Source organism: Pedobacter nyackensis (assembly GCF_900176505.1).
Lineage (GTDB): Bacteria > Bacteroidota > Bacteroidia > Sphingobacteriales > Sphingobacteriaceae > Pedobacter > Pedobacter nyackensis.
Genome location: NZ_FWYB01000001.1, coordinates 496,984 through 513,094, shown reverse-complemented (window position 1 = coordinate 513,094; position 16,111 = coordinate 496,984). Strand labels below are relative to the sequence as shown.

The window sequence follows — 16,111 nt, the reverse complement described above, 5'->3', positions numbered from 1 at the left end:
AAAACAGATTTTAAATTCTTCTATTTTGTATTTTGTCGTATTCTTTAACATAATCCGGGTGCTCCGTATTCAGCAGCCTATCCCATATTCTGAAATACAATCCATAATTTCCTTTAAACTTAAGATGATGCAAATTATGATGTACTGAGGTATTAAAGATCTCGAACAGCCAGGTTCTTCTAAACCATTTCGGAGCTATCTCGTAACCCAAATGCCCATAAACATTAATAGCGAAAGCAACAACAACAAACAGTTCAAGTGCAATAGGATGAATAGGAATCAGAAAAACGATTAAGATCAAAACAGCTCCTTCTGTCCAGGCTTCAAAAAAATGAAACGAATAGGATGTCCAGGGCGATGGATTGGTAGATCTATGATGTAACAGATGTACACGAGGGAAGATCACCTTAACATGTAGCAAACGATGCATCCAATAAAAGTAAGTATCGTGTATAATTAGGCAAACAGGCAGACTTATACAGAACCACCATAAAGGATAATCTGTAACCGCCTCGTACACCTTCGTATAGTCTTTTAGCGGGGTAAACAATACCAAACAACCTATAATAGCGTGGATTATCGTAGTTTGCATAGAATACCAGATATCTCTTTTAAAATTAGATCTGGCAGCATGCCCCAGTTGGATCTTCGCTTTATACAACTTCCTGGCAAATAACTTGTAGCATAAGGCAAATGCAATACCTGCCATAATAAAATACCTAATTGTTGAGATGCTGAGTAGCATTAAAATTTTCTCTATTAATTCCGTTAACATTTCTATACTTTAAATAATTAAAAATAATTCTATTCACCCTTTTGAGGGATAGGTATGCCTAACCTATTAAATCAAACATGACACTAACCAAACGTAATTTATCACTGCTTGTATGTTCAGTTCTTCTGGGCTGCGCTCCTTTTAAAACTCCACAATTCCGAATGCCATCACTCCTGGATGTTGAAGTACTTAAATGGGACGGTAGTAGCCCCACCATCCGCACAAAAGCGGTATGTTACAACCAGAACCACCTGGGCTTTCAGTTTAAAGGCGGAGAGGTCACAATTTATCTCGACACACTAAAACTAGGGAAAGCGCTGATTGACACGACATTCTATGTCCCTGCGCAGTCTGAATTTACTGTGCCAGCCAAATTAAAAATTGACCTTGCGTATCTTTCTGCACATGGTTTAAAATTGGATAGTACGATGGTCACCCTTAATGGGAAATTTAAAGGCAGTATTGCTGGTATTTCAAAAACACTAGACATCAGCTACAAAGGACTTCATAATGTTAACCTGATTATGAAGCCCTTTTAATTAAAAAAACCAGCTACTTATTCAGCAGTTTTTCTATTAACTGATCCATTTCCTCATTCAATCCTGATGACACCCTCATCAGGATTCTTCCTTTCTGGTCCAGCAATAATTTAGTCGGATAACTTGTTATACCATAAGCCGAAACAATATCCGCCCCCCCTGATCCTTCATCATTCAATACATGTACCCAGTTAATATCATCCTTTTTAATTGCTGCATGCCAGGCCTGTTTGCTCTTCTCCAGATCTTTGCTCTTTTCATTAGCTACAGCAACAATTTCAAGTCCCTTACTTTTATATTTATCGTACAGTTCTTTTAAATGGGGATGTGTTTGCCGACAAGGTACACACCAGCTGCCCCAAAAATCAAGCAATACCAGCTTACCGCGATAATCGCTGAGGCTTATGGACTTGCCATATTGATTTTTACGGGTAAAATCTTTAGCATTCGTTCCTGTCGCAGTGATTTTTAGTTTGTCTATTTTCCCCTTTATGAATGCCGCAATACTGGTGTTTTTAAGCCTGTTTGTTAATTGCTGATAAGCCACCGCATAGCTATCGGCACTATACATATATTCCAATTCCGCCAATGTATACAAACTGACATAAGAATCCGGATGCTCCGCTATAAACTTCTGCTTCATATTTTGCTTTTGTTTATTGTACAGCACACCTTTGGTATTCAGCAATTGGTAAATCGCAGCACCGTCTTTTTCAAGATCCAGCAGGTCAAGTTCCTTCCCAAGCGCCCTTTCTCCGATATCCGTTTCCAGGATCTGGTTCAATTGGTTATAATCTGCTGTAATATCTTCATTGAGCGATTTTTCTTTAGCAAGAGCTGTCAATATCACCTGCATATTAAGGTCTGATAAGGATACCTCATCGACTCCACCGTTCGCAAGATGATCAACTGGTAGTAATTTCTCTCTGAATAATTTCTCCTTCACCTTTGCTGGCTGGATAGTCCCATCAGGACCGATTAAGAAACTGGAAGGTAATATCGTTACATCATACAACTGTGCAGCCCTATTTCCTTGTCCATTAAGATCTGCTACCTGCAACCAAGGCACCTGATCCTCGGCTATTGCCTTTAACCATGCTTCCTTATTTTTATCAAGAGAAACGGCTAGAATGGCAAATTTACCTGTTGCTTTTAGCGCTTCATTCAAAGCTTTTAACTCGGGTTGCACAGCACGACAAGGTTTACACCAGCTGGCCCAAAAATCAAGCAGTACATACTTGCCTCTAAAGTCAGATAACTTTACCGGACGTCCCTCAGGGTCCAAAAGGGTGAAATCTGGTGCGATTTGTCCGGGACGGATGGACAGTACGGTCTTTGCTCCATGACTGAGCTCCTTTCCCATTTCTGTATTTCTTAACGCATCAGACAACAAAAGATAGTTGGCCATTACAACACTATCTCTGTATCCAACTAAATTCATCCACTCCAGGCTAACTCTCGAATTCGGATGCTTCCTTACAAATCCTACCATAGCTTCTTTTTGAATAGCTTGACTGGCGCCTGAATAACGCTTCATTAATGCCGTCCGTTCCTGGTTGTCGGCATTAAGCTGTGTTCCTTTAACAGTACTACGAATCAGAGAGTCTTTACCCTGCACCTGTATAATCCCATTTTCAAGATAGACAGACTGACAGTCCATTGGCTCCGCATCGGGCTGTTTTCCGGCACGACCTAATAACAGGGAGGCTTCCATAGCCTCCGGCACAATTCCGGCAAACTGAAACACCCCATTACTAACCTTACAGGAATCCTGTATCATCTTTGATCCGAGCTGATAAACCAGGTAAGCTTTAGTTTTAGCTGGCAGGCCTTCAACCCGCCCTTTTATCATAAATTTTTGCTGCTGGCAGATCCCCATCAAGGGGATCGCCAGGATCAGCAGCGAGCATATCTTTTTCATATGTATATTTTGGTTTCCTATGGATTTACTTACCGGTCAGCAACATGCCTGTTAACGAGCGATACCTTGCAAATCAACTCCGTAAACCGATTTATAGTAACTAATAATCATGTTATACTTTAGCTTATACTTTCCATTGGGATCATTTGCGGGCTTAAACAAGCTTTGTTCTAACTCTTCAACAGTTTTTGAAGCAATAACATCAATATATCCTCGAAAATCAGTATAAACATCAGCAGCTACTCCATCCACTGTTGGGTAGAAAACCCCGTTGGACTTTGCCGTCCAAGGAAACACATCGGCATAATTAGTAGCACTAATAAAAGCTGGTGGCAAATGGATTTTACCGAAACTCACAGCTTGCATCCAGAATTCCCTATGCAAATCTACCTTCATTACCTTCAGTTCATCCTCAGTCATACCTGCTAAACTGCTGCCGGCATGGCCAAAAGCAAAATGACTAAAAGTACTTACACTGTTAATAGGCGTAGCGAGTGTATCATTACCATCAATAATTTCTCTGATCCTGGCTGAAAGGATAATTTTATAAGGCAAAGCCTTCTTCAGAAAACCCGTGCTGTAATACTTAAATAAATATTTGTCCAGCGCTACAAGTGCGGGTGCGATATAGTTTTCGTCACCTTGATCGGCAACATAGGAAAGCTTACTGGAAATGTTCCAGTTAAAATCTTTTTCAGTAAATTTATATAACACATAGCAACCATAGGTGTGGTAAAAATCCACGATTTGAGTATCGTAAGGATGATTCCCTTGAGGAAGGCTATATTCAGGTGTAATCGTATCTGGTACTATGGCGGCCTCCTTTTTACAGCCCGCAACCATAAGCAGCGCGATCAATGGGGATATTAAAGTTCTTAATTTCATGTCGATCTGATTAATGTCCAATACGTCGTGCTGGATCTGGATTTCGGGTTAATTTTGCGTTCTTATCTAATGCTACTTTAGGAATTTGAAGTACATAGCCCGGATCATGATCAAGAAGGACATATTTTAAAACTTGCACATCACTCTCATAATACGAATGTGTAAAAGAAGGCATGCCATGACGGCGAAGGTCAAACCACCGATGATTCTCTTCATCAAAAAATTCCCTACGTTTTTCATCATAACATTTTTGAAGCAGGTCATCAGCACCTAAGCTCACAAGGTCATGATAAGTTGCGGGAGTAAACCTTTTTTTCCTTAAGGTATTTAAATCATCCAAGGCTAGCTGTGCATTTCCTGTTTGCCCTAATTTATTCAATTGCGCATAAGCTTCTGCCCGGTTCAATAAAGCTTCTGATACCCGGAAAGCTTGCCCAACTTTTGCAATGTAACCAACAGTTGGGCGTTTAATGGATCTTTTATTCTTAATGTAAATACTCGATCTCAAATCTCCCGTTTCAAAGTTGGAAATCAGGTCATCAGAAAGTATATAACTGTACCCTTCCTGAGTATTCCCGTCAAAGATAACCTCATCAGGATTACTATGCACCCATAAGCTTTCCTGATTCACAGGACCAATAATAGGTTTACCATTTTGATTTACAGCGCCCCAGGTGGCCAAATCCATTAAATCCGACTTTCTATTCAGTACATTTGTTGTCGCATCAATCACCTTTTGCCAGTTGCCCAGCTGTAACTGTACCCTCGAGGAGAGCAAATAGCCTGCGATATGGTTAATGCGGTAAACGTTGTTATTTTTACCATTTCTTTCCAGAAATTCAATTCCTCTATCCAGGTCTTCTACGATTTGTTTGTAAACCTCCGCTACTGTATTGCGTGGCTTTCCTTCAAACGAAAGACCAGAACTAAGCATTAATGGAACACCCGGATCTTTGGACGGATCGGATAATTTATCACTATAAGGTTTTGCATAAAGATTAACCAGTTTAAAATAATAAAATGCCCGCAAAAGACAGGCCTGACCAACTACATTCTCTATTTCTGCAGTTGTACCAGTTACTTTAGTCGCATAATCTAAAACCATATTGCAGGTAAGAATGCGCGGGTATAAGACGGTCCATGAATCTGATCCCGCGGTTAAGCCATCTTTACCCAGGCCCTCAGGCTGCCAGGTATAGGCAAAATACATGTTATTACCATATTTATAAAATGCACCCTGAGCCACATCATCATCCAAAAGACGAAGGCTCCTATCATATCCAGGACCGGCATTATTGACATAGGCCGCACCCAATAATAATTCGTTCAATGCAGAAGCAGATCTGGGAATAATATCCGTCTGAGACTGTTCTTCCAAAAATTTTTTACAGGATGACACCAGAAAAAAGCCCGAAAGAAGAAGTAAAATAGATAAATTTCTTTTCATAGTTTTTTATTAAAAAATCACATTTAAACCCAAACTGAAGATTTTACTGATAGGCAACGCTGTTGTACCCACACCATCAATTTCGGGATCCTGGCCTCTTAACTTTTTATCTGCGATTACAAATAAATTAGAAGCTGTTCCGGAAACGGAAACCTGCTTTAATTTCATCCGTTTCACCAGGTTATCAGCTAAGCGATAAGAAAAATTAATTGCATTGCACCTTAGAAAACTTCCAGAAACCAAATTTGCGTCAGAATGGTTGTACATATCATAACGACTCATACTAGAGGTGGTAGAACCCGTTTCATTTGTCATCACAACAAATCCCTCGCCCTGCAGACCATTATTTTTAGGAAAAGCCGGAATATCAGTAAAGGCTTCATCACCCGGCTTACGCCAACGCTCCTCCAAAATTGCAGGCAGATTTTCTTGGGTCATCGGGATAGATACGTCAGAGGCTTTATAAACCGGATTTCTCAATCTTTTTGAGCCTAATTTAAAGGCAAAAGACATCCCCAGGGAGAAAGCACTATAATCCACAGAAGTATTTAATCCGCCGCTAATCTTAGCATCACGTGATCCTGCTGGTTTTAAAAAATCGATAAATGAGCCCTTTGGCACGACCCCATCTTCATCTATCCCTTTAAACATCGGCACCCCGGTTTTTGGATTCAGTCCTTTAAATGAAAAAACATAAAATGTATTGATAGACTGTCCTTCAACAAGTACAGCACCACTCAGATAATCCGCAATTATCGAACTGGTGGTTTCGATTGTTCCTTTCTCCAGGGTATTAAAGTTCTTTGCTGAATTTACAGACATCCGCCAGTTTAAGTTCTTCCTACGGATGAGGTTCATGCCCAGCAGCATTTCATAACCATAATTTTTAATATTACCGCCATTAACGAGCATGATAGGCACACCATACTCCAGTGGAATAAACTTTCGAGTAATGGCATCAGTGGTTCTTTTACGATAATAGGCCATGTTGAAATTCAGAAATGAATTAAATAATGAACCATTCATTTCCAGGTTCAGACTTTTAGTTTTTTCCCACCTCAGACCTGGGTAGGGTAAAGATTTGATATTCAAATAAAATTCATTTGCCCCACCATTAAGTGCCGAATTAACGTCTGGTATACTCAAAATCAGATCCGGACCTACGGAACTGATTACATTCCCCTGAAATCCATAAGAAGCCTTTAAACCCAGGTCATTAATAATTTTGCTGTTTTGGAGCCACTTTTCAGAGCTAATGTTCCAACGACCGGCAATACTCCATACAGGTAAAAAACGCTGATTGGCAAACTGGCCAAAACGATTGGAAGCATCTGTTCTTATGTTTCCATTTACAATGTATTTATTTGCATAACTATAGCTTGCAGTAGCAAATAAGGACATGAAATTATTAAGCGTATTTGTCCGCTTTGGGCTGATCATAGGGATAGAATTGGGCACCATGGAAAACCCTTCGCCCCGGTCCCGCAAATATCCAGGAAGCAGATTGTCCAAACCATCGTTTTTTACAGACCTGATCTCCTGTCCGGCCACAATATTAAACACATCATTTTCGGTAAAAATACTACGGTTAAATTCAGCCATGTTACGTAGCGTATAGCCATATACCGATGAGTTTGACGGCAGCAAAACCCCACCAAAAGGTAAGATAGAATTTAGTTCCATAACGCTTCCTGGTGCGACGGAACCATAATTATACCCCCTGCTAAGGGCAACATAATTACTAAGCTCCGTAGCATATTGTTCAGAATTTAATGCGTTCACATTTCCGCTTGCCAACGAAGTAAGGGTAAGTCCACGAAGAACAAGATAGTTGAGGCTCAACGAAGATGCCAGTTGCGAATTCTTAACTGAACTTCCTGTCTGCTCAATCTCATTAAGGATGTTATAATCCAATGGAGTAACAAAACCAAAAGAATCTTCTTTAATGCTTGGATAAACCAGTGATGGGGAAATTGCACGGCTGGTTTGTATCGCATAGTCAAGGGGATTTACACTAAAGTAGCCTGAAGAAAACCGTTGACTTCCATTCAAATTAAAGTTTAAGGTAAGCTTTCTGTTCAACTGGGAATTTATGGCTACAGAAACACTACCTTCTCTTAGCCGGTCTTCTTTAGCTGTACCTTTATTATCCTCATAAGAAGCAGAAGAATAATAACTCGTTTTTTCACTTCCTCCAGAGAGGCTCAGATGCTGGCTTACATTCAGCGTATTTTGAAACAGTATACCAAACCAATCTGTATTCAGCTTTTCTAAATCCGCTACCGTTTTCTGAAACTGTCCCTCCGTAATTTTTTTGTTCATCAGGTCCATAAAGGCACCTTCATATCCCATGTTAATGGGTACGCTTTGATAGGTATACCCGTCCTGGTACATCTCTCTGGAAAACCGGACACGCTGCTGTGAATTCATCAGTTGCATATCACTATACTGTGGCCTGCGCGAAGTACCTAAAGTACTGGAATAACTAATCTCAGGCTTACCAGCCTTTCCTTTTTTAGTCGTGATCACGATTACCCCATTTGCGGCCCTGGTTCCATAGATTGCTGTAGCTGAAGCATCTTTTAAGAAGGTAATACTTTCCACATCATTTACATTTAATCCACTAATGGAATTTCCGGTTAAACTGGCTTTTGACAGAATACCATCTTTCATTAAGTACATATCACGGCTACTTGGCTCAACCCCCAAAAGGTTATCCGGATTAATAGCATTTGGGTTTTCCCGGATAATCCCGTCAACAACAATAATCGGATTTGCATTTCCGATCAAAGTAGAGGTTCCTCTCATTCGCATGGACGGAATCGCATTCGGACTTCCAGAATTTTTCGCAACAGATAGTCCCGGAACCTTACCTTGTAGCATGGAAACGATATTTGTAGCACCAGGTTCTTTAACTTCAGTCCCTTTTAAGGTATAGGTAGAACTGGCAGACAAACGCTTATTCACAGTCTGATAACCCGTTACCACGAATTCTTCCATCTCATTTAATTCCGATTCCAGTCTGACAGTAATCATTTCTCCTGATTTTGGCCTGATGGTTTTCTTTTGAAATCCTACAGAAGAAAAAGTAAGCGATTTACCTTCTTCCAATAAAATGCTAAATGTGCCCTTTTCATTTGTAAATGTAGTAGAGGGCGTTCCTGTTACATTTACAGTCACTGCCGGAATCGGATTCCCCTTATCATCCTGCACCATCCCCTTCACAGTATTGCTAATTTGAGCTGCTTCATCATCCTCTTCTTTAGGCGCAATGACCATTACTTTGTCCATCATCACAAAGGTGAGGGCAGACCCCTTCAATAGCCGTTTCATTACTGATTTGAGCGGTTCATTTTTAGCTATAAAAGTTTGGCGCGGGCTCTTCTGTACCAGTTCCTGATTGTACACGATCTTAACCGAAGTTTGCTTCATCACAGCCTGAATGATCTCTTCAAGCTTTCCATTACGGATATTGATGTTAACCTTATCTTCATTTTTCTGCTGTGCCAATGCCGGCTGCAGAAAAATGGTTAAAAACATGACGCCGTAAATCAGGACACATATTGTTCGATAAAAATAATTCATGAGTTTGGTTTAGTGGTGAATGCCGAGTTATTTTAACAATCTGATTAAGGTGTTTTCCAGCGTTTTTGAACCAGGAGTAGTACCATCACGGAAGCCTACGCCTACGATTTTGCCTGTCGGATCAATTAAAAAGTTGGCGGGAATACCCTGTACCTTGTAAGCCAATACAGCACTATTCTGCTCCGCTTTCAAATCTGACAGTTGTAACCATGGCATTTGTTCTTCAGTAATAGATTGCAGCCATTTTTCTTTGTCTTTATCAAGAGAAATACTTACAATGGTAAAATTCTTGTCCTTGAACTTTTCATAAACAGATTTTAATTCTGTAATTTCCGCTTTACAGGGTGTACACCAGCTCGCCCAGAAATCAACCAACACATATTTGCCTTTAAAGTCGGCCAGGCTACTCACTTTCCCTTTCGCATCAGGCTGACTAAAATCTGGTGCCTGTTTATCTACCCATTGCGCCCTAGAGCCTGTGAGACCGGACAACATAGCTGTTGTGATCTGATTTTTAGCACTGCCGGTAAATTTATTCAGATAAGCCAATGTCTCCTCACGAGAAAGCATATTAGGTAAAACTGCATTGAGCAAATAGGTAGACGGACCCGAATTCAAATGATTATCGATCCATTTTTTACCACTTGCGGTAACCTTTTGTGTTAACATCGTGATCTGTGCCACAAGTGAGTTCGCTGCCTGCTCATCGCCTATCTTTCTGGCTTCTCCCAATTCGATACTCAGCTCGTCGATTTTATCCAGGTTACGATAAGATTCTTCCATAGCTTTTTCCATAGCAACCCAATCAGATACAAAAGCATCCCCCGTAAAAGTTGCCCCCTTAAACCCTGTTCCATTTCCGGCAATATTCATTTTTCCCACTTCCAGGTAAACGACCATTCCCAGTCCGGTTTTCTCAGGATTTTTGCCGGCCTGCAAAATAAAGGTAGAACCGCCCCCTTTCATCGGGTTGGAAAAAGAGAAACTATGGTTTTTAACATAGGTTGAATCTGTCGTTTTATCGATCGGGTTCCATAGATAAACCACGTCATCGTTGATCAGTTCCGGCATTTTAGCCGTCAGTTCCAGTTTATTCTGAGCAGAAACACTAAGGGCGAAAATACTCAGGCCTAGAAGTGATAAAATTGGTCTTTTCATTATTTTAAGATTAGTTTATGGTTAGTTTAAATTGCTTTTTCTTTAACATGACGATGTTTTCGCCTGCGCGCTTCAGTATAAGCGTATGAGGAAGGAGCAGGCCATTTACCGGTTTATACTCTGCTATATCCAAACTTGAATACAACAAATTAAAATCTTCAGCCCCGAGGTAGACTTCTTTCACCTTTAATCCGCTGCTTACTTCATAATAGCACTTCCTTTCTCCGGGTTTCCCCCTATCCAGATGAAGCACATAAACATCGGTGCCATTTATATTTTGTATAGTCTCTTCCAGCTGCATATCGGATTCCAGGAGTTGCAGTTCGGGAAACAGCTGACACATCTGTTGAATACTTTTCTTTTGTGTTGTGTTCAGTTCCATTTGAGTACCCATTTGTCTATACCGGACATCACTCTCCTTTGTGGTATATTTATGTAGGGGATATGGGAGACTAGAAAGTCTGATCTCCGTATCATATTGACCTTCATTGACAGTTCGGATTAAGACATATTCAACTTCATCTACAAGTTTAAAGTACTCAAGGTCGGCCGTAAACACTTTCATAGCTTTGTTTCTTCCACCGACAGCATGGAGATATTGTTCAACAATCTTTTTTGCGGTAACTCCTGCAGGAACTGATTTACGCACAGAATTGCCCTGCCAGGTATTGTTACTATAATCCTGATCCGGAAGACGCTGATCCGGATCAATCTTCACAGAAATGACCGTAGTAGTTGAAGGGTAATGAAAAACCCATTCCGGGCCTTTCTGCCAGATTTCGGCAGGTAGCTTAACCCGATTTATATTTCCGTTAAATTCAATAACCTCTACCACAACAGGCATCACCATCTTTCCTTTATTCAGAAGCTTAATATTTATACCTTTTTCGGACCGGTTATCAACATACGCAACCTCTGTTAGGGATTGGTCCAACCTCCAGTCGTTCATGAACCAGCTTTGCCAGAACCAGGAAAGATCTTCTCCCGTCGCGCTCTCCATGTAACGGAAGAAATCTGAAGGCATAGGATGTTTAAATTTCCAGTCGGCGATAAATCCACGAAATGCAGGATCAAATCGTTCCGCTCCTAAAACCTGCGTTCTCAGTAGATTTATGGCGATTGCCGGCTTCATATAGGAGAGTAAAGCAAAATTATTGTAGGTAACGAGTTCAGCGGGAGTAGCAGCGGTTTGTCCTGGTTTTGCTTTTGTAAGCCATTGTACAGCATCGGGCATCTCAAACGCAGTTTGCCTTTTTAACTGTTCTCCATTTACATGATTGATAAATGAATTTAAACCTTCAACCATCCAACCATGTCGACCATTACCGGCGACCATAATGTTAAACCAGTTATGACCAAGCTCATGGTTCAAAATCGGCCATACACCGTTTGCCATCCCATTAGATTTATAATAAAGGAAACAAGCGCCAGGCCCAGCAATCCCTGTAACTAAACCGCCGATATTTACAGCCGTAGCATAAGGATACGCACCCCAGAGTTTTGAATAGTTTTCCAATATTTTTTTCATGGATTGTGCGGATTCCTGCCAAACAGCAAAATTACTCTCCATAGGATATAAAGACATGGCTAACGCTGGTGCTTTACCAGGGATATTTACTTTTACAGCATCCCAAATAAAAGCCTTTGATATTGCAAAGATCGCATCGCCGGCATTATCGGCTTTAAAGTGCCAGATGGAGCGGCTACCAGGAGACTTTGCTGTCGACAGGTTAATTTCTTCCGGCCTGCGAATCTGAACGGTCGTATCGCTTTTAGCTGCCGTCATCAGCCGATCATATTGTAGTTTTGTTAAAACCTCCCGGGGATTTACGAGGCTGCCGGTACCCTGGACTATCATTTCAGAAGGCACATTTATCGAATAATCTAATTTACCTGGTTCCACATAGTAACCTGCGTTCGTATTCCAGCCTTTGATGTTATCATAAACAACTACACGGGGAAACCAGGACGAAATCTGATAAATTGATCCGTTTAAAGAGGGCATCACCCCCATAAAGTCAGATCCTTTAACAGGTAGTGTAAAATGATAATTAAGGCTCAGCGTAACACTTTTTGAAGGTTTGAGGGTATTTGGAAGATCGATTTTGAGTTGATCGTTCATTAGCTCATAAGCTGCCTTGGCTAATTGGCTCCGGGATTTACCCGGGACTGAGACCCGATCAAATACGAAGCCTTCGGTATACTCCTGAATACCAAAACGGCTCCCGTTTATGGGAGTGAGCGCCGAGGCCCGTGAATCCTTCCTAAAACGATTCTGTGCAAGGCCGATCCAGATTTCATGCAGATCATGAGGGCTGTTATTGGTATATGTGACTATCATTTTAGCGGAGAAAACTCTTGATAAAGTATCAAAACTCCCCACTATTTTATAGTCTGCTTTATTTTGCCAATACCCCACTCCCGGCCTGCCGTTTGCAGTTCTGTACAAATCGTCTGGCGGATAACTCATTGACTTAAAAGTTTCATGAGGATCAAATAGCACCGGTTGTTGCGCATACAATGGCTGAATGAAAAAAGCCATTGCCACAACCCATAAGCAAAGTGTTATGCTTATCTTTTCTCTTTGTACCATTGGTCGATTTTCTCTTTAAATACTTTTTGATTCGGGTGTTCTAAATGTGAGTCGAGGAAATTTCCTTTTCGATCTAAAACAATATATCTGGGATAGGTATTCATCTTATAGATATCTCTAAAGAAGTCATCATCTTTTGAATTACGTACAAGATGCAAATTGATTTCCTGCTCCATGTTGTGTTCTTTTAGATATGCTCTCCAGTCAATCCCATCCTTTGTTTCCAGGGCAACGGTAATGAAGACGATATCGGTACTGTCCTTATAATTTGCCGCAACGGTCCTAAATAACGGAAGTGTTTCCTTACATGGCCCACACCAGGTACCCCAACAATCTATGACCAGCATTTTACCTTTGAAATCAGATGAGCGAACCAGTTTTCCGTCCGTATCCGGCAAAGCAAAATCAGGAGCGGGTTTACCTATCTGCAAGTTTTCATAAGTATGATAAAATTGGTCAAGCGCTTCGATATCTCCAGCATTTGTTAATGCACTTCTGATTTTCGAATAAAATTCATTGAGTTCCGGAGTTAATCCTTTTGTACGAAAAAGTGTATAATAATTTGGAATGATGTTCCTTTTTATTAAAAACTGATTCTTGTCCTGTAATATGGGCTCCCATCTTTCAAATCGTGATGCGGCTGGATTTATCAGTGCTCGCCCCTCTTCGAACCCCACGAGGTAGTTCTGAACAATAACCTCATTACAAATCCTACCCAAATCCGTCCCTTTAAAACCTTCCCCCTTTAAATACCAGTCGGGGAAATTACCTGGCAAAGTATTGTTGTCCTTATGGAGTTTCAAATAAGTTTGTTTAACCTTCATGCGAAGCAGACCGGCATAACGTTGCAGCAAAGACAACTCCGCCGGCTTTACTACACCTGCTTTCTTAAGCAAGGCATCTACCCTTTCATCCAGCTTTTTAAGCCCACCAATCAGCTCGGCTACATTCATCTTAACCAACTTATCTGCTGAAATCACGTATAAGCTATCCATTTGATAAGGAAGACTTTGTCTGAAGCCCTCAACGCTATTAAAATTGACCACAGGACGAACTTTCCATGTTTTAGCATGGATCATCAGATTAACCTCCTGAGGCCCGCTTATAAATACCGGGATATGATTCAAGGATATAATCTGTAAGGCAAATGGCAAATCTTTTTTAATTAAAACCTGACCTGATACTTTAGGCATGACCATCTCTGTTTCCCAAACAGTTTCGTCCTGATCTTTTAAATGAGAAAACGCGACAAATTGTAGGTCCGGACAATTGATGGTTACACTAAACCTGATCTTTCCAGATGGCTTGTCTACAGCCCGAAGCCCGCTTGACGCCAATATCAATAGCGTAAAGCAATGCAAAAATAATTTTAACTTCATTATAGTTTAGGTTGGTTTTTAGTATAGGCGACACTTGCACAAAAAAGGGTGAAAACAATTACAAATTATTTTCACCCTTTTTGTGATAAGCCATAAAACTTATCGTTGTTTTACCTGCACTTTATTTCCATCAACCATAAAATTAACCTGGTTACTACTAAATTTAATGTTGTTTAAAATCTTGCTTACATCTTGTGTTTTAGGCATATCAATAGTAAAATGCAGATTTTTAAGTGCATCATTTTCAAAACTAAACGCCAGGTTATACTCGCGTTGCAGGCGGGATGCAATTTCTTCCAGCGTACTGTTGTCGAAATAAATATCCGAATCTTTCCAAGCGGTATAAGCTCTTAAATCCGACTCGGTTTTAGACAATTGCTTTTCCTGCTTATTGTATTTACCCAGTTCGCCTGGCAATAGATATATGGATTGATTTCCTGTTTCCAGGCTAACCTTTCCACGTTCAAGCGCAGTATGTATCACATTTCCAAAGGTACTGATACTGAATGCCGTACCCAGCACCTTCACATTCAGGCTTTTCAAATGCACTACAAACGGCCTGGCAGCATTATGGCTCACATCAAAATAAGCTTCTCCTTCTAACATCACCTCTCTTTTTGCCGCTGAAAAAACTGTAGGATAGCTCAATTTTGATCCCGAATTTACCCATACCAATGTACCATCACTTAGTTCCAACTTAGTATACTTACCATTAGGCACTTCAAGTACATTCATTTGTAATTCAGCCCCTTCTTCTTTAGGCAAACTGGTTTCTTTTTGATAAATAAGGGTACTACCATTCAAAGTGGCACCTTCCGATTTTAAAACATTTGCCTGGCTTGCTTCCAGTTCAACAGTCTCGCCATTTGCTAGCGTAAGGTGAATTTCATCGGATCCCTTCGAGGAAGATTTAACAGCATCATTCTGCTTTAAAAACAACCACCATGCGGGTGCCAGTACTAGTGCGAGTATGGCGGCAATAGCCATTGTCCTATATAATTTACTTCGATTAAGCTTAACTACTTTCAGCTGTTCCTTTTCTTTATACCTTGCCTGTAATTCATCCCAGCCTGCCGCTACCGGAAATTTGTGCTCCGGATTTTCTTCCTTTAACCTCATATTCGTTTCTTCTGCCAGTAATAGCAATTCAAGCTCCTCTTCATTCAATTCTTCGGCATCCTGATCGTTTTCATAATTGCCTTCTATATGCTTCAACAGCTTATCCCAGTTTAATTTTTCTTCCTGATCCATATCCTGTTAATAAAATCCAATCCATATACCAACTAAAACCATTATTCTGACCAACGACTGGCACTCACGACGTAAATACTCATACGACAATTTAATATGTGTTTTGACCGTGTTTACCGAAATATCCAGCTGTGCAGCGATTTCTGTATATTTTAATCCTTCTTTGTTACTCAATAAAAACACATGCCTTCGCTTTTCAGGCATTTGTCCAATAATTTCCCATAATACCAGATCTCGCGCAGTTTCATGTTCCTGTACATCCTGGTCTGAATAACTGGCCATATTAGCAGTCTTTTTCCGCAGTACGTCATCGTTAAAATCTACCTTTTTCGACTTTTTCCGATAGCTCAATGAAGCATTTCTTACTGACCGGAATGCATAACTTTTAAAACTGACTTGTACGGCTATGGTTGAAATTTTATCCAGGCAGTACAGAAAAAAATTCTGGACTATATCTTTGGCAACCTCCTCATCCTCTACTACCTTATATGCAACCGCACATAGGAAGGAATAATGTTCTTTAAAGAGCGTTTCTATTTTGGAAAGGTCTGCCATTAGCTCTGCATTTTATATTTTTT

Annotated in this window: 11 protein-coding genes; 1 reads left to right on the top strand and 10 read right to left on the bottom strand. The window is 40.5% G+C overall.

From position 1 onward, the window contains the following. Positions 1 to 10: 10 nt before the first annotated feature. A complete protein-coding gene (locus B9A18_RS02090; RefSeq protein WP_084287003.1) occupies positions 11 to 775 on the bottom strand; it encodes a sterol desaturase family protein in 765 nt (254 codons plus the stop codon). A 77-nt stretch (positions 776 to 852) separates the two neighbouring features. On the opposite strand from B9A18_RS02090, the gene B9A18_RS02085 reads away from it, so the two are divergent. Further along, complete coding sequence (locus B9A18_RS02085) at positions 853 to 1,314, top strand: LEA/WHy family protein (RefSeq protein ID WP_144009371.1); 462 nt, start codon at positions 853 to 855, stop codon at positions 1,312 to 1,314. Between the two features lie 13 nt (positions 1,315 to 1,327). On the opposite strand, the gene B9A18_RS25600 is transcribed toward B9A18_RS02085, so the two are convergent. The 9 genes from B9A18_RS25600 to B9A18_RS02040 form a co-directional block, all read right to left on the bottom strand. Continuing rightward, a complete protein-coding gene (locus B9A18_RS25600) occupies positions 1,328 to 3,235 on the bottom strand; it encodes a TlpA disulfide reductase family protein (RefSeq protein WP_084287001.1) in 1,908 nt (635 codons plus the stop codon). A gap of 51 nt (positions 3,236 to 3,286) precedes the next feature. Further along, positions 3,287 to 4,120, bottom strand: coding sequence for a hypothetical protein (locus tag B9A18_RS02075; protein WP_144009370.1), 834 nt, complete (start codon positions 4,118 to 4,120; stop codon positions 3,287 to 3,289). Between the two features lie 10 nt (positions 4,121 to 4,130). After that, positions 4,131 to 5,567, bottom strand: coding sequence for a RagB/SusD family nutrient uptake outer membrane protein (locus B9A18_RS02070; protein ID WP_084286999.1), 1,437 nt, complete (start codon positions 5,565 to 5,567; stop codon positions 4,131 to 4,133). Between the two features lie 9 nt (positions 5,568 to 5,576). Further along, complete coding sequence (locus tag B9A18_RS02065; RefSeq protein WP_084286998.1) at positions 5,577 to 9,152, bottom strand: SusC/RagA family TonB-linked outer membrane protein; 3,576 nt, start codon at positions 9,150 to 9,152, stop codon at positions 5,577 to 5,579. A gap of 27 nt (positions 9,153 to 9,179) precedes the next feature. After that, on the bottom strand, positions 9,180 to 10,310 hold the full coding sequence (locus tag B9A18_RS02060; RefSeq protein ID WP_084286997.1) for a TlpA family protein disulfide reductase: 1,131 nt from the start codon (positions 10,308 to 10,310) through the stop codon (positions 9,180 to 9,182). A 10-nt stretch (positions 10,311 to 10,320) separates the two neighbouring features. Further along, positions 10,321 to 12,903, bottom strand: a complete 2,583-nt coding sequence (locus B9A18_RS02055) for a M1 family metallopeptidase (RefSeq protein WP_084286996.1) — start codon at positions 12,901 to 12,903, stop codon at positions 10,321 to 10,323. Beyond that, positions 12,882 to 14,282, bottom strand: a complete 1,401-nt coding sequence (locus B9A18_RS02050) for a TlpA family protein disulfide reductase (RefSeq protein WP_084286995.1) — start codon at positions 14,280 to 14,282, stop codon at positions 12,882 to 12,884. Before B9A18_RS02050 ends, B9A18_RS02055 begins: the two co-directional genes overlap by 22 nt. A gap of 99 nt (positions 14,283 to 14,381) precedes the next feature. Next, a complete protein-coding gene (locus B9A18_RS02045; protein ID WP_084286994.1) occupies positions 14,382 to 15,533 on the bottom strand; it encodes a FecR family protein in 1,152 nt (383 codons plus the stop codon). Between the two features lie 6 nt (positions 15,534 to 15,539). Further along, positions 15,540 to 16,088 (bottom strand): sigma-70 family RNA polymerase sigma factor, encoded by a 549-nt coding sequence (locus B9A18_RS02040; protein WP_084286993.1) that lies wholly within the window; start codon positions 16,086 to 16,088, stop codon positions 15,540 to 15,542. Positions 16,089 to 16,111 lie beyond the last annotated feature (23 nt).